This is a genomic window from Streptomyces sp. NBC_01439, assembly GCF_036227605.1.
In the GTDB taxonomy this organism is placed as follows: Bacteria; Actinomycetota; Actinomycetes; order Streptomycetales; family Streptomycetaceae; genus Streptomyces.
The window spans coordinates 410075-436399 of record NZ_CP109487.1 but is presented as its reverse complement, the minus strand read 5'-3'; the positions used below and the strand labels follow the sequence as shown (position 1 = coordinate 436399).

19 protein-coding genes and 4 pseudogenes are annotated in these 26325 nt (G+C 73.6%); 12 read left to right on the top strand and 11 right to left on the bottom strand.

What is annotated here, in order from left to right:
- Positions 1-56 precede the first annotated feature (56 nt).
- Entirely contained in the window at positions 57-2501 is a 2445-nt protein-coding gene (locus OG207_RS02080; protein WP_329095299.1) for a TIM-barrel domain-containing protein, read from the top strand.
- Positions 2502-2506: 5 nt separating this feature from the next.
- On the opposite strand, the gene OG207_RS02075 is transcribed toward OG207_RS02080, so the two are convergent.
- Positions 2507-3046: a DUF6817 domain-containing protein gene (locus tag OG207_RS02075; protein WP_329095297.1), complete on the bottom strand. Its 540-nt coding sequence runs from the start codon at positions 3044-3046 to the stop codon at positions 2507-2509.
- A gap of 192 nt (positions 3047-3238) precedes the next feature.
- Between OG207_RS02075 and OG207_RS02070 the strand changes: the two genes are divergently transcribed.
- Entirely contained in the window at positions 3239-4147 is a 909-nt protein-coding gene (locus OG207_RS02070) for a LysR family transcriptional regulator (protein ID WP_329095295.1), read from the top strand.
- On the opposite strand, the pseudogene OG207_RS02065 reads toward OG207_RS02070, so the two are convergent.
- Together OG207_RS02065 and OG207_RS02060 are read right to left on the bottom strand one after the other, a co-directional pair.
- Positions 4130-5413: pseudogene (locus OG207_RS02065) on the bottom strand (MFS transporter); the annotation flags it as partial. The gene OG207_RS02070 and the pseudogene OG207_RS02065 overlap by 18 nt on opposite strands.
- Positions 5410-6009, bottom strand: a complete 600-nt coding sequence (locus tag OG207_RS02060) for a TetR/AcrR family transcriptional regulator (RefSeq protein ID WP_329095294.1) — start codon at positions 6007-6009, stop codon at positions 5410-5412. The pseudogene OG207_RS02065 and the gene OG207_RS02060, both read right to left, overlap by 4 nt.
- A gap of 246 nt (positions 6010-6255) precedes the next feature.
- Here OG207_RS02060 and OG207_RS02055 point away from each other — a divergent pair, with 246 nt between their 5' ends.
- Positions 6256-6498, top strand: coding sequence for a DUF6158 family protein (locus OG207_RS02055; RefSeq protein ID WP_266360291.1), 243 nt, complete (start codon positions 6256-6258; stop codon positions 6496-6498).
- A 95-nt stretch (positions 6499-6593) separates the two neighbouring features.
- Here the strand turns inward: OG207_RS02055 and OG207_RS02050 are convergent.
- A pseudogene (locus OG207_RS02050) lies at positions 6594-7034 on the bottom strand (GTP-binding protein); the annotation flags it as partial.
- Between the two features lie 80 nt (positions 7035-7114).
- Here OG207_RS02050 and OG207_RS02045 point away from each other — a divergent pair.
- Together OG207_RS02045 and OG207_RS02040 are read left to right on the top strand one after the other, a co-directional pair.
- Positions 7115-7432: a hypothetical protein gene (locus OG207_RS02045; protein ID WP_329095290.1), complete on the top strand. Its 318-nt coding sequence runs from the start codon at positions 7115-7117 to the stop codon at positions 7430-7432.
- 47 nt (positions 7433-7479) lie between these two features.
- Positions 7480-8655 (top strand): annotated as a pseudogene (locus OG207_RS02040) (MFS transporter); the annotation flags it as partial.
- A gap of 309 nt (positions 8656-8964) precedes the next feature.
- On the opposite strand, the gene OG207_RS02035 reads toward OG207_RS02040, so the two are convergent.
- Entirely contained in the window at positions 8965-10341 is a 1377-nt protein-coding gene (locus OG207_RS02035; protein WP_329095288.1) for a helix-turn-helix transcriptional regulator, read from the bottom strand.
- Positions 10342-10479: 138 nt separating this feature from the next.
- On the opposite strand from OG207_RS02035, the gene OG207_RS02030 reads away from it, so the two are divergent.
- Both OG207_RS02030 and OG207_RS02025 read left to right on the top strand, forming a co-directional pair.
- Entirely contained in the window at positions 10480-11868 is a 1389-nt protein-coding gene (locus OG207_RS02030) for a M64 family metallopeptidase (RefSeq protein ID WP_329095286.1), read from the top strand.
- Positions 11869-12094: 226 nt separating this feature from the next.
- Positions 12095-12727: pseudogene (locus OG207_RS02025) on the top strand (class I SAM-dependent methyltransferase).
- A 315-nt stretch (positions 12728-13042) separates the two neighbouring features.
- Here OG207_RS02025 and OG207_RS02020 read toward each other — a convergent pair.
- The 3 genes from OG207_RS02020 to OG207_RS02010 all read right to left on the bottom strand — a co-directional run bounded on the left by OG207_RS02020 (position 13043) and on the right by OG207_RS02010 (position 14600).
- A complete protein-coding gene (locus OG207_RS02020) occupies positions 13043-13384 on the bottom strand; it encodes a hypothetical protein (RefSeq protein WP_329095285.1) in 342 nt (113 codons plus the stop codon).
- Between the two features lie 159 nt (positions 13385-13543).
- A complete protein-coding gene (locus tag OG207_RS02015) occupies positions 13544-13732 on the bottom strand; it encodes a DUF6381 family protein (protein WP_329095283.1) in 189 nt (62 codons plus the stop codon).
- 121 nt (positions 13733-13853) lie between these two features.
- Positions 13854-14600, bottom strand: coding sequence for a VOC family protein (locus OG207_RS02010; RefSeq protein ID WP_329107403.1), 747 nt, complete (start codon positions 14598-14600; stop codon positions 13854-13856).
- 245 nt (positions 14601-14845) lie between these two features.
- On the opposite strand from OG207_RS02010, the gene OG207_RS02005 reads away from it, so the two are divergent.
- Both OG207_RS02005 and OG207_RS02000 read left to right on the top strand, forming a co-directional pair.
- Positions 14846-15823, top strand: a complete 978-nt coding sequence (locus tag OG207_RS02005; RefSeq protein ID WP_329095281.1) for an isopenicillin N synthase family dioxygenase — start codon at positions 14846-14848, stop codon at positions 15821-15823.
- Between the two features lie 90 nt (positions 15824-15913).
- On the top strand, positions 15914-17092 hold the full coding sequence (locus OG207_RS02000) for an alpha/beta hydrolase family protein (RefSeq protein ID WP_329095279.1): 1179 nt from the start codon (positions 15914-15916) through the stop codon (positions 17090-17092).
- A gap of 49 nt (positions 17093-17141) precedes the next feature.
- On the opposite strand, the gene OG207_RS01995 is transcribed toward OG207_RS02000, so the two are convergent.
- Positions 17142-18431: a sulfite oxidase gene (locus OG207_RS01995; protein ID WP_329095277.1), complete on the bottom strand. Its 1290-nt coding sequence runs from the start codon at positions 18429-18431 to the stop codon at positions 17142-17144.
- A gap of 148 nt (positions 18432-18579) precedes the next feature.
- Between OG207_RS01995 and OG207_RS01990 the strand changes: the two genes are divergently transcribed.
- Positions 18580-19113, top strand: a complete 534-nt coding sequence (locus tag OG207_RS01990; protein WP_329095275.1) for a GNAT family N-acetyltransferase — start codon at positions 18580-18582, stop codon at positions 19111-19113.
- 116 nt (positions 19114-19229) lie between these two features.
- On the opposite strand, the gene OG207_RS01985 is transcribed toward OG207_RS01990, so the two are convergent.
- Together OG207_RS01985 and OG207_RS01980 are read right to left on the bottom strand one after the other, a co-directional pair.
- The gene (locus tag OG207_RS01985) at positions 19230-19499 is read right to left on the bottom strand and encodes a hypothetical protein (RefSeq protein ID WP_329095273.1); all 270 of its coding nucleotides are present in this window, start codon (positions 19497-19499) and stop codon (positions 19230-19232) included.
- The gene (locus OG207_RS01980; RefSeq protein WP_329095271.1) at positions 19496-20251 is read right to left on the bottom strand and encodes an HNH endonuclease family protein; all 756 of its coding nucleotides are present in this window, start codon (positions 20249-20251) and stop codon (positions 19496-19498) included. The genes OG207_RS01985 and OG207_RS01980 overlap by 4 nt, the downstream gene beginning before the upstream one ends.
- A gap of 202 nt (positions 20252-20453) precedes the next feature.
- Between OG207_RS01980 and OG207_RS01975 the strand changes: the two genes are divergently transcribed.
- Entirely contained in the window at positions 20454-21320 is an 867-nt protein-coding gene (locus tag OG207_RS01975; RefSeq protein WP_329095269.1) for a DUF4132 domain-containing protein, read from the top strand.
- Between the two features lie 23 nt (positions 21321-21343).
- The gene (locus tag OG207_RS01970; protein WP_329107401.1) at positions 21344-26245 is read left to right on the top strand and encodes a DNA-binding protein; all 4902 of its coding nucleotides are present in this window, start codon (positions 21344-21346) and stop codon (positions 26243-26245) included.
- The last annotated feature ends 80 nt before the right edge of the window (positions 26246-26325 follow it).

The following is a 26325-nucleotide window of genomic DNA, read 5'->3' as shown; positions in this document are numbered from 1 at the left end:
CCGGGAGCATGCCAAGGAGCTGTGTCCGCGTCCCGGACCGCACGAGGAGCTGCCCCATGAGACTGCCAAGCATCCGCAGGAGCCAGGGTCGGCAAGGCCCGTTAGGCAGCCGCGTTCACGCCGCGCGGCGGCGGCGCAGGCGGCGCAACCCGGCCGTCCCCCTGCTCGCCGCCGCCCTCACCGTGGCCGGTCTGGCCGCCGCGGGACCGGTCGCCCCATCCGCCGAGGCCGCCCCCGCCGGAGCCACGGCGACGGCGGGCGACGTCACCGGTTTCACCCGGTCCGGGGACACCTTCACCGTCACGGCATCCGGCGGAGCCAAGGCCCGGGTGGTCGTCGCCCGCGCCGACATCTTCCGCCTCTGGCTCTCGCCCGACGGGTCCTTCACCCACGACCCGGCCGGCACCGACCTCGCGCCCACCACCGATTTCGGCCCCGTGGCGACGAACTGGTCGGACGCCGGCGCGTACTACCGGATCACCACCGGATCCCTCTCCATCCGCGTCAACAAGAAGCCCCTGCGGTTCTCCGTCTTCCGCGCCGACGACACCACCCCCGTCTGGCAGGAGACCCGGCCCACCAGCTGGACCGGCGGCCGGACCACCCAGTACCTGGCCCGGGGCGCGGACGAGCAGTTCTACGGCACCGGCCTGCGCCTGGGCGAGTGGGCGCTGCGGGGCAAGACCGTCCCGATCGCCGTCGACAACAAGTGGCGCGAGAACGACAACGCCAGCCCCGCCCCCTTCTACATGTCCACCAACGGCTACGGCGTCATGCGCAACACCTGGGCCCCGGGTTCCTACGGCTTCAACGCGCCCACCACCCTCACCCACGACGAGAAGCGCTTCGACGCCTGGTACTTCACCGGCGACTCCCTCAAGTCCGTCCTCGACGCGTACACCGACGTGAGCGGGAAGCCCTTCATGGCGCCGATGTGGGGCTTCGAGCTCGGCAACGCCGACTGCTTCAACGCCTCCAACCCCGACTACCAGGGCGATCACGGCCGGCTTCGCCACCAGAGGACCCCCGACGTCGTCGGCTACGCGGCCGACGCCCGGGCCGCCGACATGCCCTCGGGCTGGTTCCTGCCCAACGACGGCTACGGCTGCGGCTACACCGCACCCCTGAAGTCGACCGTGGACGCCCTGAAGGCCAAGGGATTCCAGACGGGCCTGTGGACCTCCACCGGCCTCGGCTCCATCGCCGACGAGGTCGCCGCGGCCGGCAGCCGCGGCGTCAAGACGGACGTGGCCTGGATCGGCGGCGGCTACAAGACCGCCTTCCAAGGCGTCCAGCAGGCGGTCGACGGCATCGAGGAGAACTCCGACGCCCGGCGCTACGTCTGGACCGTCGACGGCTGGGCGGGCACCCAGCGCAACGCCGTCGTCTGGACCGGCGACACCCATGGCACCTGGGACGACATGCGCTGGCACGTCCCCGCCATCACCGGAGCGGGTCTCTCCGCCCTCAACTACGCGGCCGGTGACGTCGACGGCATCTTCGGCGGCAGTCCGCAGACGTACACCCGGGACCTCCAGTGGAAGGCCTTCACCCCGGCCTTCATGACCATGTCCGGTTGGGGTGCGACGGGCCCGTCCGCCGGCTACCAGGACAAGCAGCCCTGGCGCTTCGCCGAGCCGTACCGGTCCATCAACCGCACGTACCTGCAGCTCAAGATGCGGTTGATGCCGTACCTGTACACGATGAGCCGCGTCGCGCACGAGAGCGGCGTGCCCAGCACCCGGGCCATGGTCCTGGAGTACCCCGACGACCCGGTCGCCCGCGGCAACCTCACCAGCGGCCAGTTCATGGCCGGCGACTCCCTCCTCGTCGCACCCGTCGTCTCCGACACCTCGGTCCGCGACGGCATCTACCTGCCCGCCGGGACCTGGACCGACTACTGGACGGGCCGTACGTACGCGGGCCCGGGGTGGCTGAACGGGTACCGGGCACCGCTGGAGACCCTGCCGCTCTTCGTCAAGGGCGGCGCCGTCGTCCCGATGTGGCCGCAGATGAACTACACCGGCGAGAAGCCCGTCTCCACCCTCACCTACGACATTCACCCGCGCGGCACCTCCACCTTCAGCCTCTACGAGGACGACGGCCGCACCCGCGCCTACCGGTCCGGTGCCTACGCCCGCCAGCGCGTCGACGTCACTGCCCCGACCACCGGCTCCGGCACGGTCACCGTCTCCGTGGGCGCCCCCACCGGCAGCTACACCGGCAAACCGGCCTCCCGCGGCTACGAGTTCACCCTCCACGTGGCCACCGCACCCGCCACCGTCACCCGGGACGGGACCCCCGTTCCGGTCCTGGCCTCCAAAGCCGCCTACGACGCCGCGACGTCCGGCTGGTACTTCGACCCGGCGGACCGCTCCGGCGTCCTCCGGGTCAAGACGCCCGGCACGGCGGGCGCGTTCAGCGTCTCCGCCACCGGCACGAGCGTCCCCGCGGCCGGGGCCCTGCCCCCGTCCGCTCCGCTCGACCGGCCCGTCCCCTGACCGCCTCAACCCCCACCGTCGACGAGCACGGCCCGGCACTCCCGCCGGGCCGGCTCGCTCAGCAGTCCGCGGAGCCGTGCGAACAGGGCGAGGAGTTCGGCTCCCGACGCCTCGCGGAAGGCGGGATCGATCCGCGCGAGGTCGAGCTCGTTGGCCGCCGACAGCTCGGCGAGGTCCCGCCGGAGTTCCAGAGCGGGGGAGTGGACACGGCCGGTGAACCGGTCCCGGAAGGCCGCCTCCGCGCTGGCGAGCGTCGGATACGAAGCCGCGCGGTCGCAGGCGGCGTACAAGTACACGATCTCCTCGGCCTCGTCGCCGATCACCGCGGCCAGTTCGGACCGCCGGGCGAGCGGCAGCAAGCCGGTGGGGAAACCGTCCGTACCGTAGAACGCGTGGCACAGGCCCGCTCGTTGGAGCGCGGGCCGCGCCCCCCAAGACCCGAGGAGCTCCTGTACGCGCTCGAGGTGTGCGAGGAGGGTACCGCCCGGATGGGAGACCTCCTGCGCGCCGAGCGTCCGCAGCCATGCGACGGCGTGATCCGGCACCGGCCTGTCCCTCCGGTCGATGGGGGCGGGCCGGGTGGGTCGACACCCGGCCCCGCCCGCGCCTGGGTTCCGGACCCCGTGGCGCGGGCAGGGACAGGTTGCCGCCCGGGCCCTGCATCGATCTTGATCCCATCCAAAACCCAAGTCAATCCTCCAATTTGCTCTCAACCTCCAAGCGATACCTTGGGTCTTGTGACCCTTGATGATCTCCGTGTGTTCGTGGCCGTCTGCCGGTCGGGCAGCCTCAGCGCAGTGGCCCGCGACCTCGGCTGCACCCAATCGGCCGTCAGCCAGCACGTCCGCCGCCTGGAGAAGCAGACCGGCACGAGCCTCCTGGAACGCCATGCCCGCGGCGTTCTGCCCACCGCGGCCGGCCGCATCCTCCAGGCGGCCGCCGCCGACGGCATCGCCGGACTCGACGGCGCCCTGCGCCGCGTGGAGGACCTCGTCCGGGGCAGTGGCGGCACGGTCCGCATCACCACCGGCGGGACGACGGTGCGGCACTTCATGGCCGAGGCCGTCGTCACCTTCCGCCGCCGCCACCCCGGGGTGAGCCTGGAGTTCCAGACCGAGAACTCCATCCGCAACTGCCTCGACGCCCTCGCCGCCGACGCCCTCGACCTCGCCTGGATCACCATCGGCGGCCCGGTCCGCGGCATCGAGCTGCGCCCCGTCATGGAGCTGCCCTGGGTACTCGCCGTCGGCGCGGACGACCCCCTCGCCGCCCGCGCCCGCATCGACCCCGCCGACCTCGCCGGCATCCGCCACATCCGGCTCCCCAAGAACTCCGCCTCACGCGCCCACCTCGACGCCGCCTTCGCCGAATCCGGCATCCGGGTCAGCTCCGACACCAGCGTGGCCGACTGGGACACCGCCCTGCTGCTCGCCGAACTAGGCCTCGGACACGCCGTCGTGCCCGCGCTGCCCGGCTGGCGGGTCCCCGGCTCCGACGGCCCGCTGCGCCTCGTGCCGATCCCCGCCCTGCCGCCGCTCGCGGTCGGCTGGGCCGTCCGCCGCTGGTCCGCCCTCGCCCCGCCGGCCCTGGTCTTCGCCGACGAGGTCGCCCGCAACTGCCGGGCGCGCGCCGCCGGGCAGAGCTGAGGCCACCACCAGACCCACGGCCGTCAGCGCGGCCAGCGCCACCAGCGACGAGCCGTGCGGCCCGACGCCCGCGGCGACCGCGATCCCGAGGGCCGGTCCGACGTTCATGGCCGTCTGCTTGAGCCCCCCGACGACCCCGGCGTACCCGGCCGGGGCCGAGCCGACCACGGCCCCGGTGGCGGTGACCATGACGGTGGTGAACCCGGCGCCGAGCACCCCGAAGGCCACCGGGGACGCGGATCCCAGCCCGGCGATGCCGGCGACGACCAGCCCCGTACCGGCCAGCGCGGTCCGGCGCGCACCGAACCTGCGCAGTGCCAGGCCCGCCACCGGCGCCCCCGCCACCATCAGCGCGGTCAGCGGCAGCACCCGCACACCGGTGGCGAGCGGGTCCAGCCCCTCGACGTCCTGGAGCTGGAACGTGGCCGTGAACAGCGCCCCGAACATGCCCGCGGAGACGATCAGCAGCAGCCCGATCGAGGCCGTCACCGCCGTGGACCGGGCCACGGCGCGCGGGACGAACGGCAGCGCGGCCCGCCGCTCCCGGCGTACGAACAGGGCCGCGAGCCCTGCGGCGGCCCCGAAACCGATGACGGTGGGCGCAGCCGTCCACCCGTACGCGGGCACGCCGACCAGCGCGTGCACGAACACCGCGAGGGCGGTGGCGAGCAGGGCGGCACCGGTGACCTCCAGCCGTCCGCGCTCCGTCCGCGGGGGTGCGGGGGCCCGTACGGCGAGCGTGAGCGCGGCGAGCACCAGGGCCACCGGCACGTTGATCACGAACACCGCCCGCCAGTCCCACCGCGCGACCAGCAGGCCCCCGAGCAGCGGGCCGGCCGCCGCGGCCAGTCCGATCGCGCTGGTCCGCACGGCGACCGCAGCGGGGAGCCGGTCGGGCGGGTAGGCGAGCCGCAGCATTGCCAGCGTCGCGGGCTGCAGCAGCGCGCCGAACACGCCCTGCGCGGCGCGCAGCGCGATCACCCAGCCCACGCCGGGCGCGCACACGATGCCGGCCGAGGCCGCGGCGAAGCCGAGGACGCCGACGAGGAACAGTCGGGGGTGCCCGTACCGGTCGCCGAGGCGTCCGGCCACGACCAGGAACGCGGCCACGGCCAACAGATAGGCGGTACTGGTCCACTGGACCTGCGCCACGCTCGCCCCGAGGTCGCGCCGCAGGCTCGGCTGGGCCACGGTCAGCACGGTGCCGTCCAGCGCGACGAGCATGGCTCCCGCCACGCTGACGAGGAGAGATGTCCGCTGCCTCATACGGGCTCCGGACCGAGGTGCGCGTCGACGGCGGCGCCGACGAGCCGTTCGACGCCGTCGACCGGTGCGCCGCCGAGGGCCAGCTGCAGGCTGCCCCAGCGCCACAACTGCGCCACGCCGTGCAGGTTGGCCCACAACGCGGCGGCGGTGACGGAGGGTTCGGCCGCCCCGCACCGACGGACGAGCGACACGAGGAGATCGAACATCGGGATCGTCGCCTCCCGCAGCCGCGGCCCCTCGGAGGGACCCCGGCCCGTACTGTCCAGCAGGTCGTGCCGGAACATCAGCGCGAACATCCCCGCGTGCTCCAGCGCGTAGCCGACGTACGCGCACCCGATCGTCCGCACCCGTTCTCGCGGGGACAGCTCCGGCGCACCGGCCGAGGCCGCGATGCGCACCCCGAGATCCTCGAACCCGCGCCGGGCGATCGCCGACAGCAGGGACTGGTGGGTGGGGAAGTACCGGCGCGGCGCCCCGTGCGAGACACCCGCCCGGCGGGCGATCTCCCGCAGCCCGAGAGCGCCTGCGCCCTCGCTCATGACGAGTTCCACACCGACGTCGATCAGCCGCTCCCGGAGCGGTCCCTCTTGGTCCATGGACACTGTCTACCAGGGATCCGTAGACAGTGTCTACCAGTCTCTGGCGTGTTGCGGACATGGGGGCGGAGGGGTCGACGAGGGCGGCGATCGCGCGCGGCGCGGCCCGGTCGGGTGCGACGAGCATGAACACCGTGCGGCGCTCCCGGCCCCGGAGGCCCGCTCCCGTGGTGCGGGGCATGATGGAGTGGCCGGGGAGGTAGGCCCAGTCTGATCCCGCGGCCCGGTGGAGGAGGTGCACGTGCCATGACGGAGCACGACGGCGGTCCGTCGGCGCAGAAACTGGAGGAGGGCAGGCTCCTCAAGGAGCTGGAGGCCATCCACCGCACGCGCCACGAGACCCTGTTGCACGGGTCCGACGACGCCCTGGTCACCCACACGAAGCGGATGAACGAGCTGGAGCACGAGTACGTGCGCCGCCACCCCCAGCGGGCCCAGACCGCGGGCCGCACCCGCTCGGGAGCCCGCGCCCGTAGCACCGGCGACTAGGACCGGCGACCGGGAACCGGTGTCCAGGACCGACAACCGGGCCCGGACCGGGTCTGTCGGAGGGTCAGGAGGCGGGGTCGAGGAAGGCGCCGAAGGCGGTCGGCGAGCCAGAAGCGGCCGCGGCTGCGGGTGGCCGCGGCCACCAGGTCCTCCAGGGCCTCGTAGAGCCGCTCCGGGTGGAAGGGGCGGTGGCGGTGCCACACGAGCGTGGCGACCCCGGCCTCGTCCGCCTCCTGCGGCAGCAGCGCGCAGGCCGGATGCTGGGCGGCGGCCGCCGCCTCGACGTCGAAACCGGCGAAGGCCGCGCGCGCCAGCTCGCCGGACCCCGTCACCACCCGGCGGGCGGTCGGGTGCAACTGGGCCAACAGGGCGCGGTCCTCGTCGCCCGCGTCCGCGCTGTCGACGAGCGCGAGGACGGGGGCGTACTCCAGCTGCCGGGCCCAGGTGTCCCCGACGGTCCGCCGGTCCGTGGGGGCCGCCGCGAGTCCCGCTTCGGCGAGGTCGTCCCCGTTGGCGAGGTACGGCAGGACGAGGGCGCCTGGCTCCGCTCGACCTGACTCCGAGCGCCGACGCGGCCGCCTTCGACGCCGCCATCGAGGAACTGGTCATCGCCCTGATGCCCGCCGCCCACCTCTACGGCTTCACCTCGCGCGACGCCACCGTCCTCGCTGACCCGGAGTTCCGGGCGGGCGTGGACCGGCAGGACCAGCAGGCCGTGGCCTTCATCGCCCTCGGCCAGCGGCTGGGCCGGCTGCGCGCGGACCTCCCGCCGTACTGGATCTGGTACTCGCTCTGGGGCCTGCTCGACGCGGCCGCCGAGGGCGTGCGCGACGGACACTTCGCCCCGCGCCAGATCGGCCACCTGGTGCTGACCTCCTTCCTCAGCGGGACGCGGCCGCTCGCGCCGCCCCCCGCAGGCGCTCCCGCGCCCTGAAACTCCTCACCACCGTGCGCGCCGTGCGCACCTCTGAACGGAACCCCATGCACACCCCCGCGCAGGCCCCCCGTAGGTGGATCGTCCTGGCGATCCTCTCCGGCAGCCTCCTGCTCATCTCCATGGACACCACGATCCTCAACGTGGCCTTCCCCTCGCTCGTCGACGACCTCCAGCCGGGCGCCGTGCAGCAGCTGTGGATCATCGACGTCTACGCGCTCGCCCTGTCCGGACTGCTGGTCACCGCCGGGGCGCTCGGTGACCGTTGGGGGCGCAAGCGGCTGCTCGTGGTGGGCTTCGGCATCTTCTCGCTCGCCTCGCTCATCGCCGTGCTCTCCACCGAGGCCTGGCACGTCATAGCCGCCCGCGCCCTGCTCGGCATCGGCGGCGCGGCCATCATGCCCGCCACCGTGTCCATCCTGCGCACCGTCTTCACCGACGCCAAGGAGCGCGCCTTCGCGCTCGCCGTCTGGGCGGCCGTCTTCGGCGGCGGCATGGCCTTCGGGCCGGTCGTCGGCGGACTCCTGGTCCAGGACTACGGCTGGCACTCCGCCTTCCTCCTCAACCTCCCCGTCGCCGCCGTCATCGTCGCGGCCGGCCTGCGCTACCTGCCCGAATCGCGCTCCCCGCGCAGCAGCGGCAGGTGGGACTGGTGGGGCGTCGGCCAGTCCGTCGTCGGCATGCTCGCCCTCGCGGGCGGAATCAAGCAGCTCGGCAAGAGCGGAATCGCCGACCCGCTGCCCTGGGCCCTGCTCCTGATCGCAGCCGCCGCGCTGACCGTCTTCGTACGCCGTCAGCTGCGCCTGGACCACCCGCTGCTCCAGGTACGGCTGTTCGCCAAGCCCGCCTTCAGCGTCGCGGCCACCGCGATCTTCCTGCCCATGGTGGGCATGGGCGCGATCCTGTTCCTCGTCACCCAGTGGTTCCAGTACGGCGAGGGCTACACCCCGCTGGAGGCCGGACTGCGCCTGCTGCCCGCACCGCTCGCGCTGATCGCCGCCTCGATGGTGGCCCCCTCGCTGATGCACCGCTTCGCCATCCGCCACGTGCTCGGCGCCGGGCTGGTCGTCCTGGCCGTCGGCATGGCACTGCCCTGGACCTTCCAGCAGTTCACCGACCTCGGCTACCCGGCCTTCGCCGCCGCCCTGACCGTGATGGGCCTGGGCGCCGGCCTCGCCACCACCGTGGCCTCGGTCACCCTGGTCTCCGCCGCGCCCGCCGCCGAAGTCTCCAGCGCCGCCGCCATCGAGGAGACCTGCTACGAACTCGGCTCGGCCATGGGAGTCGCCGTCCTCGGCTCCACCGCGGCGGCCCTCTACCGGGGCAACCTGCCCACCCTGGAACTGGACGGCCCGAGCGCCGCAGCCGTGCGGGGTTCCGTCGGCGAGGCCGCGCACACCGCCGAGCGCATCGGCGGCGCCGTCGGCGAGGCCCGCTCGACACCGCCTCGCACGCCTACACCCTGGCGATCACTCCGGCCTTCCTGCTGGCCGCCGTACTCGCGGTCGCCGCGGCGGCCACGACCTGGACGCTCATTCCGCGGGACCTGCAGCCCACCGAGAACCACTGACGGCGGGCCGCACCGCGGGCGCGGCGGGCGCCGGGCCCAGGGTGGTGGTGCCGGGCGCCGCCCGGTGCCCCAGGCCTGTGCGGTACGCGTCCATGGCCGCCTCCACCCGGCCCGTGCGCCGCAGCAGATCACCCAGCAGTCGGCACAGGTCGGCGAGGTCGCCCGACGCCCCGCTGCGCTCCAGCAGCGCCAACGCCTGTACGTAGTGCTCCTCGGCCGCCTCCGGCTCGCCGCGCTCCTCGGCCATCAGACCGAGGAGCCGGTGTGCGCCGCCCGCGTGCACGGCGCCGTGGCTGTCCCCCAGCTCGAGCAGCGCCGAGAGCAGCCCGGCTGCTTCCTCGTACCGCCCGAGCTGGCGCAGTACGTCGGCCAGCTCGACCTCCACCTGCGCCGTGTAGAGTCCGGCGCGGCGGGCCGACAGCATGTCCCGGGCGAGGCGCAACTCCCGCTCTGCCGAAGCGAGTTCGCCGTTCTGCGCCTGGACGTAGCCGCGCATCCAGTGGCAGTGCGCCAGATCGGTCCGCAGCCGCAGCTGCCCGTAGATCTCCTGGGCCTTCGCCAGTGAGGCGTCCGCGTCGGCCACCCGCCCCCCGGCGAGGAAGGTGCGCGCCACCTGCCGGTGCATGCCCGCCACCAGTGCCGGATCGCTGACCTGCGGGGCCAGCGCGAGGGCGAGCTCGGCGGCGCGGGCGGCCCGGGCCTGGGCGCCCATGTCGAGGTACGGCCCGATGATCGCGGCGTTGAGCAGGACCAGCGCCTCGGGGTCGGCCAGTCCGCTCGCGCCCAGCTCGTCGATGGTGGATTCGAGCAGGTAGCAGGCGTAGCGCAGCTCACCGGCGAGCAGGTGCGCGACGGCCCGGCCGCGGATCGGCCGGGCCCGTCGGGGGAGCGGCTCGTCCGCGAGGAGGCGCTCGGCCGCCTCGAAGTGACCGATCGCGTCAGGCAGTTCGCCGGACTCCAGGGCGCAGTCGCCGAGTCCGAGCCGGGCCTCCGCCTGTTCGGGGACCAGTCCGAGCTCCTCGGCCTCGGCGAGCAGCCGCCGGTAGCGGGCGGCGGCCTCGTCGGCCGCGCCCGTGGCGAGCGTCTGCTGGGCGTCGGTGAGGGCGAGCCGCAGCTCGGTGGCCAGGTGGGCGGGGCGGCCGGTGGCGAGTTCCTCGTACGAGGTGCCCAGGCGGGCGGCGAGGAAGCGCAGTGCGGTCTCGGAGGGCCGGACCTTGCCCGACTCCAGCGTGGAGATGTAGGCCGAGGTGTAGGAGGGCTCAGCCAACTGTCGCTGTGTCAAGCCGAGTTCGCCGCGCATGCGCTGCACCCTGCGGCCGATCCGGGCCGGTTCGTCCATGAATTCCCCCTGGTCGCTCGAACTCCCCAGTATTCAGCGGGAGCAGGCATTGCGCACGTCCCGTGCGCCACCTAGTTTAAGCAACCGATTCAACGCGCTTAACAAACCATTTAACTTCCGTTCCCGGGGGAGTACTTCATGGATCCAGTCAGAGGTTCGGGCAGGCGTCCGGGCCGGCGTCCCGCCGTGCGCTCGGCATGGCGTGCGGCCGTCGCGACGATCTGCGCGACCGCCGCGCTGGTGGCCGCCGGACCGGCCGGACCCGCCGACGCGGCCACCGCCCCGACGGGGCCGCGGATCGAGGTCGAGATACCCGGGCCGGAGCACGGCGGTGAGGCCGGGTCGGGCCACGCCCGGGTACCGGCCGCAGGCAGCCCCGCCAAGGCTTCGGGCCGGCTGTCCCCGGCCGAGCGGTCGGCCGACGGCCAGGTCACCAAGATGATCGACAACGGCTCCACCGCCGACCGCCTCGACGTCGTGGTCATCGGTGACGGGTACACCGCCGCCGAACTGGCCCGGTTCCACACCGACGCCGAGCAGAAATGGGCCGAGGTGGCCGCCGTCGAGCCCTACGCCACGTACCGGAACCTCTTCAACGTATGGACGGTCGACGCCGTTTCGCACGACTCCGGAGTCTCCGGCGACCCCGCTCCGGCCACCGTCCGCGACACCGCCCTCGGGTCGTACTTCTGGTGCGAGAACATCGAGCGGCTGCTCTGCATCGACCAGCCCAAGGTGGACGCGTACGTGGCGAAGGCGCCCGCCGCCGACCTCGTCATCGTCCTGGCCAACAGCGCCAAGTACGGCGGGGCGGGCTACAACGAACCCAACCCCACCCTCGGGTACGAGGGGATATCGACGGCGTCCGCGGGCCACCCGAAGTCCGGGCAGGTCGCCATCCACGAGACCGGCCACTCCCTCGGCAAGCTCGCCGACGAGTACTTCTACCCGGGCGTCCCGGACTACGAGCGGTACACCGGTCCCGAACCCGGCGAATCCAACAGCTCGACCCTGCCGGCGGACCGCATGGCCGCACAGCGGGCCAAGTGGTACCGCTGGCTCGGCGAGGAATCTCCCGACGGCGGCACGGTCGGCGCGTACGAGGGCGGCAACTACTTCGTGACCGGGCTGTACCGGCCCACCGACAACTCCCTCATGCGGGTCCTGGGCAAGCCCTTCAACCTGCCCGGCGTCGAGTCGATGATCGCCGGTTTCTACCAGCACGCGCGGATCGTCACCCCGCTCACCCCGACCGACCGCACCCTGCGGCTGCGCCACACGGCGAAGGCGTCCGTGCCGAAGCTGGCCGGTGCGGACGGCCGACAGCTCGTGGTCCGCTGGTACCTCGACGGACGGGAGCTGAAGCGCTTCCAGGGCCGCACCGAGGTGCCGGTGGCGCAGCTGTGGCTCTTCGACCTCCGCACGCACCGCCTGACGGTTACGGCCGAGGACCGCACCCCATCGGTGCGCGACCCGAAGGTGGTGCGCACCCTGCGCTCCTCGGTCGACTGGAACGTCCGCCTCTGATCACCCTCCCACGGGGTGAGCGTCCGTCAAGATCCGTCGTCAGAGGCTCCTCCTCGAAGGAACACGTCGCTCGGGGAGCCTCTGAGGAGGAGCACGGACCATTTTGAGGGGCCGTCCCGTGGGCCTTCCGGTGGCGGTGGCGGTGGCGTCAGCGGTCCTTTCGCCACAAGGGCCTTGATGGTGGAAAGGTGGGGCCGAGTGCGTCCGCTGTGGCAGGGTCGGCGCCATGCCTTTCGATCACAACGACCACTATCACCGCCTGCTGTTGCGCCAGGTGCCGCGGAACTGCGGTGCGGCACTGGACGTGGGGTGCGGGACCGGCCGGTTCGCGCGTCGGCTCGCTCGCCTGGGCATGGAGGTCGACGCGGTCGATCCGTCCTAGGAGGCCGTCGCGGAGGCTCGCGCGCTGTCCGGCCGGATGGCCGGTGACCAGAGTCCACGCTTCCGGCAGGCGGACGTGACCGAAGTCGAACTTCCCAAGGCGCACTACGACTTCATCTCGTGCCTCGCCAGCATTCACCACATGCCGTTCGAGACCGTCGCCGCATTGCGTGACGCGCTCGCGCCCGGCGGGGTGCTCGTGATCTTGGGGTGCTATCCGGAGACGACCCGGCTCGACTGGGCCTGGAGCCTGGCAGCTGTGCCCGTCAACGCCGTCGCCAAGCTGGCTGTCGCGGTGAGGGACGAACTCCGTTCCGTCTCTGCTGCGACTGGTCGGGAACGGGTGAAGGCACCGGTGAGGCAGCCGGCCGTGCCCCTGGTCGAGATCCGCCGGGAAGCCGCGGTGCTGCTGCCCGGATGCAACATCCGCAGGCTCCTCTTCTGGCGCTATCTGCTCGTCTTTCGTCACCACGGCTGACGGGGCCATGTGGTGTTCCCCCTCTGCTCCGCCCCGCATCAACTGCAGGTCCCGATCACCGTGGTCCGCGGAGCGGGAAGCGCGGCTCGAACCGGGCCCGGATCCGGTCCGGTGCGCGCGTAGTTCTCCGTCGAGACGGCGGGCCAGCCGGACGCGTGCCTCCGTCGATCAGGGCCCGGTCCCGCTCGCAGCCCATGGCGGCGAACAGCTCGTCCTACAACGGATCGGGGATGGAGCGCGGAGGCCGCGGGCCGACCGGTGGAGGCGGTCGAGGCCGAGGAGCGGCTGCTCATCTCCCCCTCGCCCGGTCGACGCTCAGAGCGGCAGCTGCTCGACCACGCTCGTGCCGCTGCCCTCCTGGGACTCCCACGTCCACGTCTCCTCCAGGCGCAGGCGCCCGTCGGGCAGCTCCGTCAGGAGCGAGGTGCAATGCCCGGACGCGGTCGTGCCGTCGTGGCGGAGCTGGACGTACCGGAAGTCGATGGTGCGGCCGGACCGGGTGCCGACGAGGTAGCCCATGGCCACGTCACCGCCCCGGTATTCGGCCCAGACCCGGTCGTCCTGCTCGTGGTACTCGAACCGGGTCCGGCGGCCGACCTGGCCGGGGGACTGGTCGGCCACGGGGGCGAAGACGAGGCCGTCGAGCGAGCGCGCCACGGGTGACTCCTGGAGGAAGGCGATCCGGGGCAGCAGCTTAGGTCCCTGATCCTCGCGGGCCCAAGCCGGTATCGGCACCGGCCGGTGGCCGCAGCGAGGGGGATCGCGGCGGACACCGGCCGGTGGGGGTGCGCGGGCGTACGTGGGGAGGCCTACGGGCTACATGGGGTCCATGCCCCGGTCGTCCATGCGGCCCTCCTGCTCGCTCTGCTCCTGCAGGCGGCGGGCCTTCTCCTTCAGCCGGCGGCGCTCCTCCGGGTCGGTGGACCGCTCGGCCGCGTCGCTCAGCTCCTTGGCCTTGGCGCGCATCTGCTGGGACCGGCCGCGGGACTCACCTGAAACGCTCATGATCGCTCCTTGGATCTGTGGGGGAGAGCGGGCGGATTCAGCGAACCAGGCCTGCCCTGCGCCCGCATCTCGAAGGGTCACCGAGTGTGAGTCGCCCCCCGCCGACGGCGGACGGCGACGGTCAGTCCCGGTCCGACCCGAGGGCGGTGGTGAGGGTGAACAGGGCCCCGTCCGGGTCGCGGAGCGTCACCCACCGCTCCGTGGCGTTCGAGGTGGTGTCCGAGACGGCCCGTCCGCCCAGCGAGACGGCGGCCTCCACCGCCGGACGGAGCTTCGGCACCCGGAAGTGGACGTGCCAGCGCGGCCGGGTGTGCGGGGAGTACGAGGCGATCTCCACCGGGCCGCTGTTCAGCCGGGCGACGGGTTCGCCGTCCTGGCGCAGCACGACCTGGTCCTCCTCGTACGAGACCTCACAGCAGCCGCCGCGGCCGGTGGCCCACTCCAGCACCGCGCCGTAGAACATCGCCGCGTCCAGCGCGTTCCTGGTGCGCAGTTCCAGCCAGGCGGGTGACGGACCCCGGCCCACCCGCCAGTCCGCCTCCACATTGCCCTCCCAGATCCCGAAGACGGCGCCGTCCGGGTCGGCGACGAGCGCGGCGCGCCCGCCGGACTCGAAGGAGACCGGGCCGACCGCGATCGTGCCCGTCCGCTCCCGGATCCGGTCCACCGCCACATCGGCGTCGTCGACGGCGAAGTAAGGGGTCCAGGCCGCCGCCACGCCCAGGTCCGCGGCCAGCGCCCCGATGCCCGCGACCGGCACCCGGCCCTGGAAGGCCACCGAGAACGCCTCGCCGAGACGGGTCGGGCGGAACCTCCAGCCCACGACCGCACCGTAGAAGTGCTGGGCCGTGCCGAGGTCGCGCGTCATCAGGCTCACCCAGCACGGGGCCCCGAAGACCTCCTTCGTCGAAATCTCCACCGTTCGCTCCGTCCCTGGTGAGCCACCGCTGCCCTTCCCATTCTGGTGCTTATCGTGGCGATCTTCGCGATCCATGGCGGCGAATGCACACGGAAAGTGTCCGAGAATCACGCTCCGTGGCGATCCCCTCCGGTGGCGCGCGGCGATAGCCTCGGTTCCGGACGCGCCCGCAGCCCCCGGAAGGCAGGTCTCCCATGGCCGCAGCCCAAATTCCCGTGATCGACCTCGGGCCGTGGCGGTCCGGCGGACCCGCGGCCCGCGCCCGTACGGCCGACCGGGTCGACGAGGCCCTGCGCGAAGCGGGCTTCCTCCTGGTGGCCGGGCACGGCATCGACCCGGCGCTCCCCGCACGGATCCGGGAGGCGGCCGGCCGGTTCTTCCGACTGCCCGCGAGCGCGAAGGCCCCGTACGCCGTCCCGGTCGGGGGCCGCGGCTGGCTCGGCCCCGGGGCGGAGGCCAACAGCTACGCGGAAGGAGCGGCCTCGCCGCCCGACCTCAAGGAGTCCTGGTCCTTCGCGGCCGAGGACCCCACCGGGATCCCCTCCGTGGACGCCGAATGGTTCGCCCCCAACGTGTGGCCCGCCGAACTGCCGGAGCTCCGGCCGCTGGTGACGGAGTACCTCCGGCTGATGCGGTCCCTCTCCGACGAACTGTTGGAACTGCTCGCCGTCGCGCTGGGCCTGGCCGATGACCACTTCACCCGCCACACCTCACACCCCACCTGGGGGTTCAACCTCAACTGGTACCCGGGCACTGAGATCGTCGGCCCGCCCCTGCCCGGCCAGTTCCGCATCGGGGCCCACACGGACTTCGGCACCGTCACCGTCCTCGACCGGCAGCTGGGCGCGGGCGGGCTCCAGATCCACACCGAGGCGGACGGCTGGCAGGACGCGCCCTACGACCCCGCGGCGCTCACCGTCAACATCGGCGACCTGATGGCCCGCTGGACCGGTGACCGCTGGCGCGCGGGCCGCCACCGCGTACTGCCCCCGCCCGCCCACACCCCGACCGAGGAGCTGATCTCCCTCGTCTACTTCTACGAGTGCGACCCGCACACCCGGGTGGAGTCGCTGCCCGCCCCGGTCGGCCGGATCGTGCACGAACCCGTCGACTCGCACGCCTACCTGCGGGGCCAGCTCGACGCCATCAGTGTGGCTACGCCTCAGGAGTGACCCGGCGCCGCCGACTCCCTCCGGGGGTTGACGGTCGATCCGCCTCGGAGACTGACGATCCACCAGAACCGCGCGCATAGCGTGACGTTCATGAAGAACCGCAGAACCGCCGCCGCCCTGACCCTGGCCGCGATCCTCCTGCCCCTCCCGCTCGCCACCGCCGGCACCTCGGTCGCCGCGGACCCCTCCGTGGCCACCGGGGCGGTGGTGACCGATGACCGCCGCACGACGGTGGAACTCCCGCGCCCCACCGGCCGCTTCGCGGTCGGCCGGGAGGACCTGCACCTGGTGGACCGCAGCCGCACCGACCCTTGGGCGGGATCCGGGCCGCGCGAGCTGATGATCACCATGCGCTACCCGGCTCGCCACGACAGCGGCCGGGCCACCCGCTACCTCACCCCCGAGGAGGCCCGGCTGCTGCTGGTCGACCGCGGGCTGGACCGGGTGATCCCGGTCGAGACCCTGACCGGCACCCGGAGCCACGGCCGGACGGGCGCCCGTCCCGTCGCCGGCCGGTACCCGCTGATCGTCCTGTCCCCGGGCTTCACCGTCCACCGGGCCACCCTCACCGCGCTCGCCGAGGACCTGGCCTCCCGCGGCTACGTCGTCGCTTCCGTGGACCACGCGTACGAGAGCGTGGGGACCGCCTTCCCCGGCGGGCGCGTGCTCACGTGCCTGGCCTGCGAGAAGGTCAAGGACGAGGCGGGCTACCGGACCGTCGGTGAGACCCGCGCCCGTGACGTGTCCTACCTCCTGGACCGCCTCACGGCACGGGACCCCGCCTGGCGCCACGCCGGTCTCATCGACAAGAGCCGCATCGCGATGGCCGGCCACTCCATCGGCGGGTCCTCGACCGCCGCCGCGATGGCGGCCGACGGCAGGATCCGGGCCGGGATCAACATGGACGGCGGCTTCTCCACGCCGGTCCCCGTGGCCGGACTCGGCGGGCGCCCCTTCATGCTGCTCGGCGCGCAGCAGCGCGGCCCCGGTGGCAACGAGAGCTGGGACCGCGACTGGCCGCTGCTCGACGGCTGGAAGCGCTGGATCACCTTCGCGGGCTCCGGCCACTTCACCTTCACCGACTTCCCGGCGATCGGCGAACAGCTGGGCCTGCCCGACGAGGAGGCCCCGCTGCCCGGTGGCCGCTCCGTCGAACTGACCCGGCGCTACGTCGGCGCCTTCTTCGACCAGCACCTGGGGGGCCGCCCGCAGCCCGTGCTCGACGGCCCGTCGCCGGACGCCCCGGAGGTCGCCTTCCACACCCCCTGACCCGGAGTGCGGGGTGCGGGGGCGCATGCCCGGGATTCCGGGGGCAGGGTCAGACCACCGTCACCGGGTGGCGGACCACCGCGTCGAAGAGGTAGCCCTGCGTGTTGTGGACCGACCGATCGGGCTGTGTCCGCCCCGTCGCGTCGGTCGCCCGCGCCAGCAGCGAGGTCGCACCCGTCGTCCGCGGGGTCCACGGCACCGACCAGCGCACCCAGCCGCCCCTGTGCGGGGTGTCGTGCAGCCGGGCCCGCCGCCACCGGACGCCGCCGTCCGTGCTGACGTCGATCCGGGTGACCGGTGCCGCCGCCGACCAGGAACGGCCGGTCAGCAGCCGGGTCCGGTGCACGGGAACGGTGGCCCCCAGCTCCAGCTCGAACGCGCTCTTGAGGGTCTGCCGGGTCAGCGGGACACTGCCCTGCGCCGGGTGCTCGGGCCCGAACAGTCGGTACAGGTCGGTGTTCCAGGGCGAATACAGGGGCTCCCCGCTCACCTCGATGTCCCCGACCCACTTGATCGACGAGATCCCGACCCAGTCCGGAACCACGAGGCGGACCGGCCCGCCGTGGTCGGGCGGCAGCGGCTGCCCGTTCATCTCGTAGGCCAGCAGGACGTCGTCCAACGCCTTCGAGACCGGCAGCGGGCGCCGCACCCGGCCCAGGTTGACCCCGTTCGCCACCACCTCCTCGTCCAGCCCGCGCGGCAGGACGTCCACGGCGCCCCGGGTCACGCCCGCCAGGCGCAGTACGTCCGACAGCCGCGCGCCGCGCCAGCGTGCGACGCCGATCGCGCCCAAGGTCCAGGCGGTGCCGGTGACCGGCTGGCCCTGCTGCGTGGTGTAGAAGCTGCGGCCGTTGCCCGCGCACTCGATGAACAGCGTCCGCTCCACCGGCCGCAGGGCGCGCAGCCGTTCGTACGACAACTCCAGCGGGCCGCCCGCCAGCCCTTCGCCCCACACCGACAGCCGCCACCCGTCGGCATCGATCCGCGGGGTGGAGGTGTGGTTGCGCACGAAGAACCGGTCGATCGGGGTGAGCTCTCCCGTGCCGCGCAGCGCCGCGAAGTTCGTCTCCGCGTTCGTACCGCGGAGGGTGAACAGCTCGGGCGGCAGCGGCTTGACGGTGCGCGGCACCGGGTCCGCGACGGGTGCGGCTGTCCCTCGCGGCGCGGCCGAGGCCGCGGTGCCGCCCGCGGCCACGCCCAGCGATCCGGCGGCGGCCCCCGCCGCGAACAGCTTCAGCAGATCACGGCGGTCCACTCCGGCGGAGCGGGCACGGCCGTGCGCCCACTGCCGCAGGCGCGTGCGGTCGTACCGGCTCTCGTCCGACAGATCGAAGGGCATGGCAGGAGCACTCCTTGGTCACGGTTCCCACGGACGGTAGGGCCCGGGGCGGACCGCGGGAACTGTCCCGCGCCGATGTCCACGAACCCGCAACACTGGCGCAACGGCCGATTACCGCTGGTCGGCGGAGATTCGGCAGGATGTGGGCATGACCGAGATCCGTACCCCCCGACTCCTCCTCCGCCGCTGGACCGACGACGACCTCGTCCCCCTTTCGGAGATCAACGCCGACCCGGAGGTGATGCGCTGGATCGGCGAGGGCGACACCCTCGGCCTGGACGAGACGGCCGAGGAGATCGAGCGCTGGGAGGAGGAGTGGGACGACGAGGGCTTCGGGCTCTTCGCCGTCGAGCTCCTCGCCTCCGGCGAGCTCATCGGCGCCGTCGGCCTCTCGGTCCTCGAGAACCTGCCGGACGCCCGCGCGGACGTCCAGATCAGCTGGCGGCTCGGCCGCCAGTACTGGGGCCAGGGCTACGCTTCCGAGGCCGCCCACGCCACCTTGGAGTTCGCGCTCCAGGACCGCGGCCTGGACCGGGTCGTCGCGATCAACCGGATGAGCAACACCGATTCCGAGAACGTGATCCGCAAACTGGGCATGGCCGTGGAACGCGACACCACCGACCCCCGGTACGGGACTTCCGTGCGGGTCCACGGCATCGACCTCACCGAGTACGAGGCCTGATCCGGGCCCGGATCCACACCCCTGGTCCGCGCCCCCGATCCGGGCGGCCGCATCACCCGATCGGCCGACGCCGAGGCCCCCGAGCCGTCCCCCGAGTCGTCTCCCGCGCAGGCGTCTCAGCCCGGCGCCACGGCCCCGTCGCCCGCGCGGATCGCCGCCAGGGCGGCGGCGTGCAGGGCGGCCGGGTCGCCCCGGTGGGCCCGGGGGCTCCCGGTGAGCGTGTACCACTCGTCGGCGTCCTCGTACTGGACCTCGAACCGGACCAGGCCCCCGGACGCCTCGGTGCTGCGCAGCGTCAGCGGGCCGGTGATCACGCCGACCTCATCGGTCATGGCGCCGCCCGGCCCGGCGAGCACGTCGTCCTGCCAACGGTGCGGCTGCGTCATGAGGCACAGGTGTCCAGCATCGTGGTGAGCATCGTCTTCTCCGGTTCGGTGACGGTCAGTCCGTACGTGGACTTCACGGTGGTCCAGGCCCGCCCGTACTGGCACCAGCTCGTCTTGTCCGGCGGCTGCCACAGGTCGGGGCTCTGGTCGCCCTTGGAACGGTTCGAGGCCGCGGTCACGGCCAGCAGCTGAGGACGGGTCAGGTCGTTGGCGAAGGCCTTGCGCCGCGCGGAGTCCCAGCCGGCCGCGCCGGAGCGCCAGCCCTCGGCGAGCGGCACCACGTGGTCGATGTCCATCTTCCCCGCGTCCGTGACGACCACCCCGTCGTAGAGGCTCTTCCAGTTGCCGGACACGGCCCTGCACTCGGCGTCCCGGATGACCCCGGTGCCGTCGCGCTCGAGGACCACCTCGCGGGTGTCGCACTTGTTGCCCTGCTGCGCCCAGTGCGTGAACTTGTCCCGGCTGTAGCCCGCCATCGTCCCCACCGGCGCCACCTCGAGCGCCGCCAACTGGGTCCGTGCCACGGCGGCGGTGACCATACCGGTCAGTACGTCCCCACCGGCCGGTTTGGTGTCGTCGCCGGGCGAGTCGGGCGCCTTCGGGGCCGTCGGTGCCGCGCTGGACGGCGAGCCCGCGGGCGCGGACGCCTTCGGGTCCCCGCCGTCCGGCGCGATCGGACCGGAGCACCCGGTGGCGGCGGCCAGCAACAGCGCCACCAGCACCGGACCCGGCACACGTATCTGACGTCCCATAACCCCACCCCGAGCCGGTACCGCTCCGCACGCTGTCCCGGAAACACTACCCAGAACCGGACAATCAACCTACTGAGGGCCCTCCGGCGGGCGTTGTCAGTGGTTCTCGCTAGTCTCCCGACATACCGCAGCTCAGGGGGGTCGGCTCCCCCCTGTCAGGGCTGCGCGGAACCGGACGGGACAGGCGGAGGGGCACGGTCTGATGGCATGGCTGGCGGCGGGCGAGGGGTACGAGATCGCCCTGGTGGAGGGACGGGTGGCGGCGAGGTCCGCCACCGGACGGACGGCAGGACGGCAGTTGAAGACACTGCCCAAGGCCCTGAAGGACCATCCCGAGGTGGACCGGCTGCGCAGGCTGGCCGAATGGCTCGACCGGCACGAGGCGGCCTGCGCCGCACAGGTCGACAGCTGGATGGTTTCCTCGCTGCCCGTGCCGACCGAACTGCTCGCCCGGGTCTGGCCGGACGAGGCCTGGCAGAGCGCACTGCGCGATGTTGCCGTCGTCGGCGACGACCCGGACGAGGTGGGCTTCCTGCGGGACGCCACCGCCTCCGGTGAGCTGAAGGTGGTCAACCTCGACGGCGAGACCGTCCGGCTCTCCCCGCGCACGGTGACGCTGCCGCACCCCGTGCTCCTGCCCGACCTGGACGACGTACGGGACTTCGCGGCCGAGCTGGGCATCGTGCAGCGGGTCGAGCAGATCCACCGGGCCACCTGGCACAAGCCCGCCGAAGTCGCCGCCAGCGCCACCGAGGTCCGCGACTACGCGGGCGGGTCCTTTTCCAGCCGCTTCAGCCTCGCGGCCCGGGCCACGGGCCTCGGCTACCGGGTCTCCGGCGGCTACGCCACCTGCAAGGTCCGGGACTCGGGGACCGGCACCGAGGCCGCCGTGTGGATCGGCGAACCCTATTACGACGACGAGACCACCACCGGCGCACTGAGCTGGCACGACGAGGACGGTCGGGCGGTACGCCTGCCGGAGGTCGGACCGGTGGCCTGGTCCGAAGGCATGCGGATGGCCGCGGCGCTGTACGCCGGGCGCAAGATCGAGGAGGGCGGGGACGCGTGAGCACGCACCAGGAAGACACCGACATGAACAAGGCCGAACTGCTGCTCAAGGCCGGAGCCGTACTGCCCCGGGACACCACCGGCGCCGGTCCCGACGTCGTGGAACTGACCGCGCGCTCCTACCGCCACCCCGGCCTCGGCGACGACCGCGTCGTGGTCCGGCTCGCCCCCGGTGAACTGGGCGCCGCCGAGGACCTCGCCGCCGGCTTCCTCGGACTCGTACGGGACGAGGGCGAGCCGCCCGTCGTCGGGCTGAGCAAGCGCCAGGCGCTGGGCTTCCCCGAATGGGTCCTGGTCCACCACCCCGAGGACGGCCACCACGCCCTCGCCGTCGTCCCCGAGCTGGACCGGATCGCCCGGCAGGCCAAGACCAAGCCCAAGGCCGCCCTCGACGCCTGCCTCGAACTCGCCGGCCGCCTCGCCGTGTCCGTCCCGCACTTCCTGCCCCTCTTCCACGAGCAGGCCGCGCGGCTCTTCCTCGCCGTCGAGAACACCACCTACGCCGCCCAGCTGTTCGGCCGGGCCCGTGACGCCGAGGCCCAGTACGGGCTGGCCATCGACGAGGACCGCCTGGACGCCGTGTTCCTCGAGTTCGCCCTCGTCGGAGCCCTGCCGGTGAAGGTGCTCACCGGCTACGGCAAGGCCCTGGCCGGCCGCGTCACCCCCGCCGAGGCCTACGAGCGCTTCCGCCGCCTGTGTGTGCGCCGCACCGCCGGCGGGCTGCCGCCCTCCGCCCAGGCCGCCGCCGAACTGCGCCGCCTCGCCCGCGCCGCGGGCTTGACCGGCACCGAACCCGAGCAGGACTACCTCGCCGAGCTGCTGCCCCTGCCCGCCACCCTGCGCGCCGCGCTCGGCTGGTGGAAGGTACACCGCGGCGCCCTCGTGGCCCTCGCCCGCCGCGTTCCCGCCGTCCGCGGCACGCTCCTCGGCCTGACCCCGCCCAGCGGCGACGGCGGCGAGTTCACCAGCGTGTGGCTGGAGATCCTGGAGGAGGCCGGAGTCACCGCCGGCCTCGTCGACGGCGACCTGCCCGCCGAGCAGCGCTGCGCCGACGGCACCGCCGGCTGGCTGGAGCGCTTCCACGCCGCCCGCCACACCGGCTGGGGCCGGCGCCCCGCGCTCCCGCCCTTCCTCGACCTCGTCGATCGCTGCGCTGCCCAACTCCGCACCGAACTCGCCCGGCCCGAACGGGATGCGGGCCTGCGGATCGGCGTCGAGGACACCGACCTCCTCGACCTGCTGCTCGCCCTGGAGGTCCCGGTCGCCGATCCCGAGGCCGGGGGCGAGCACCGCCGGCACCGGTACGACCACCTGAACCTGACCGAGTGGGCCGCCGGCGACCAGCGCCGCGACCTGCTCGCCCTCGGCGCCGACCAGCGCTTCCACCCCGCCTTCCGGCGCGCGCTGAGCAACCTCGGCGACGGCAGCGCCGACGTCGTCCGGCGCGTCGCCGCCTCGCCCGGCGGCCGTCCCCTGCTGGCCGCATGGATGCACGACGTCGCCGTCGCCTCCACCGCCGCCGGTCTGCCCGGAGTACCCGAAGCCATCGCACGGCTGGGGTGGCTGCCCACCGAAGCCCTGGAACTCGCCCCCGAGGAAGTCGCCGCCGCCGCGGCCGCGGACCTCGCCGAAACCCTCGCCCGTACTCTGCGCGGCGGCCTCTTCGAGGAACTGGCCTGGCCCTCCTGGGAGGAGGCCCTCGCCGAACTGAGCCCCGGCCGGGGCCGGGACGCCCTCAACGTGGTGGAGGCCTGGCCCTACCTGATCGTCGCCAACCAGACCCAGGTCCGGGTCATCGACGCCGACTCCACCGTCCTCACGCACGACCTGCGCGTGCCGACCGGGACCTCGTACAACTACGGCTTCCACTACGTCGACGGTGAGCTGCTCGTCTTCTGGTCCTCCTGGAGCACCAGCGGGACACAGGGCTACTGGCACCACTCGCCCGGCACCATTCTCACCCTGGACACCGACCGCAACCACTGGTCGCTGCGCAGCGACCACATCTCCCTGCAGCTCCCCGGCGGCGGGCGCGTCACCGGCGGCGGAGTCCTGCACCGCGGCGACACCAAGCTGCCGGACGAGCGGCCCCTGCTGTCCGACGGCACCTCGTACTGGGTGTGGCAGCGACGCGAGGAGCAGAACGACACCGGCTGGTTCGAGTACGACCCCGTCGGCGGGACCCACGGTCGGTCCTCCCTGCCCGCGTTCTTCGCCGATGCACTGCGCGCCGACCCGGACGGCCGCCGCCGCGGCGGGTCCTCAAACTGGCTGCGGCCGACTCCCGCCGTGGCCGGCTCGGTGCTCGGCGAGCCCACCGACGGCCTGCTCGGCTGGCGCACCGTATCGCTCCGCGACCACGGTTGGGAGGGCACCGACACCGGCGGCCGCACCGTCGCCGTGCCCGAGGGCCGCAACGCGCCCGTCGCCGCCCTCACCTTCCCCGGCGACGACCGGCCCCGCGCACTGTCCCAGAACTGGCAGGAGCTGAGCATCACCGACCCGGAGGGAGTGATCACCGCCTGCTCCCGCGACGGCCACCGCCGGCGCTCCGCCTTCGGCACGGGCAGCGTGGACCTTCCGCCGCTGTCGCACTGGTACGCACTGCGCCCCCGCGACACCGAGGGCTCGGCCGTCCTGCGCGCCGCCGACCGGGAGACCGTGGCCGCCCTGCTCAAGACGGCCGCCGCGGCCGAAAAGGCCGCCGACCTGCCCGAGCTGGTGAGCGCCGCCCTGCCGAAGATCACCGCCCCCGAGATCATCGGCGGTATCGTCGAGGTCCTGCGCTTCACCCTCACCCAGCAGAAGACCCTGGACGCGATCGCCGCCCGGCTCCACCCCGACGACACTCCCGTCGAGGAGCGCGAGCAGGGCCCCGGCGACCGGCTGATCGCCGACGGACTCAGCGGTCTCATCGGCTCGGGCTACTACCGCTGGGGCGGCGAGAGCGACGCCGCCCACTACACGCTGAGCGAACTCGACGCCGCCCGCGCACGGACCGACGCCGCCCCGGTGCCCGGCCTGCTGCACTTCGACACGCCCGGGCTGCCGTACTGGTCCTTCACGTGGACCCCGCTGCTGGACCAGCCCGCGGCCGTCGCCTACCGCGCCGTCACCGTCGCGCCCACCGACGAGCAGCGGGAGGGGCTGCTCACCCTGCTCGGTACGGTCGACGCCCTCGGTCTGGCCTCGGCCGAGGGCTCCGCGGACCGCTGGCGCAGGGTCCTGCTCCGCCTCGACCGGCAGCACCTGCTCACCCCGGACGGCGAGCGTAACGTCCACCACCGCAGCCTGCTGCCGCTGGGCGGCGGAGCCGTCCTCGCGCTGACCGAGCACAGCGAATCCGTGCCCGAAGGGCACGAGTTCGGTGCGCTCCTGTACGACCCCACGGGCCGGTTCACCGTCCCCGGCCCCTACACCGTCCGCGGCGACGCCCCGCTCGGCGACCGCGAACGCGGCGCCGGCTGGCTGACCGCGTTCCTCGCCGCGGCCGCCGCACACGGGCCCGCGCCCTTCCGCCCCGAAGCGGCGGAGGAGTTCGCCCGGCTCACCGGGGTCTCCGGCACCCTCGCCCGCCTGGTGGTCGCCGGGCTCCCGGGCGTCGACAGCCACGAACGCAACTTCCTGGCCCCCGAACTGCGCACCGTCCTCGGGGTCAAGGCCACCGACGCCGCGCACGCCCGCGACGAGCTCAAGAACCTCGACACCGAACTGCGGCGCGCCGTCGTCGGGGCCCTGCTCCCCGCCGATCCGGCGCTGCTGTGGAGCGAGGGGCCCGACGTCGTCGCCGCCGCGGAGGTCTGGAACCGGCGCGTGGGCCGGCGTACCCCCGTCCCCGAGTGGCTGAGCACCGAAGCCGCCCGCGCCGTGCGCGGCAGCTGGCCCGCGCACCGCGCCCTGGCCGCGCTGCTCGACCCGGCCGCCTCGCGCGAGCTCTCCGTCGACGTCGCCTGGACGGTGAAGGGCGACCACGTGGAGCCCGCCGAGCCGGCCACCGAACCCTTCACCGTGTCCGTCCTGACCGGAGCCATGGCCATGGCGGCCTGGCTGGCCCACCGGTTGCCCGCGGGCGATTCCGTACGAGCGGTCCTGCCGCCCGTACTGACCGCCGTACGGCAGCGGCTCGCCGCGCCCGAACTGCTCCTGGAGATCGGGCACTACACCAACCTTCCCGACTTCCGGAAGGCGGCGGGCACCCCGACCGAGACCGGCGAGGGCTTCGAACGGTACGGCGCCGTCGTCATGGCCACCCACGACGACATGCCCAGGCCCGCCGTGCGGCCGGCCCTGCTCGACTCCACGGGCTCCGACCCGTACCTGCCGGCGCTGCGCGGCGAGGACCAGCGGCCCTCCGCCGCCGAGACGGCGCTGCGCACCGCCCACGACCCGCGCTTCGCCGCGCTGCTCGCCGATCCGGGCGCTCCGGCGGCCGGTGCGACGGACGCGGAGGGCACCTGGTGGCCGCAGGACCCGAGCCGCTCCGTCCCGGAACTGGTGGAGGAGGTGAGCGCCCGGCACGGCCTGGGCGCCGACGCGGCCACCCTCTACCTCATCCTGCTCGCCATGCCCGACCCCACCGACCGCAACACCGCCCGGTGGACCGGCTGGAAGCCGGCCCGGCTCAAGGCCGCCCGCGCCGAACTGGCCGGCACCGACCTGGTGGTCACGGCCGGCCGCAGCCGGGCGGGGCGGTCGTTGTTCCTGCCGGGCGGATGGGCCGACATGCCCTCGCCGACGCTGCCGGTGGAGCAGTGGAAGCTCCCGATGTACGGCCCGGGCGCCGGTGGCCGGCCCCCGCTGGGCGTGCTCGTTCCGGCCGAACCGGCTGCGGAGCTCTACCGCCGGGCCTGGCAGCGGGTCCTGGAGGGCGACCTGCCGCGCTTCGAGGAGCTGAAGGTGAAGCGCACCCGCGCCCGCCGCCGCTGAACCGGCCGTCCCGGGCTACCCGGGCTCGCCCGGGATTCCCGTACGGCGCGGCGCACCTACCCGTAGGTGCGCCGCGCCCC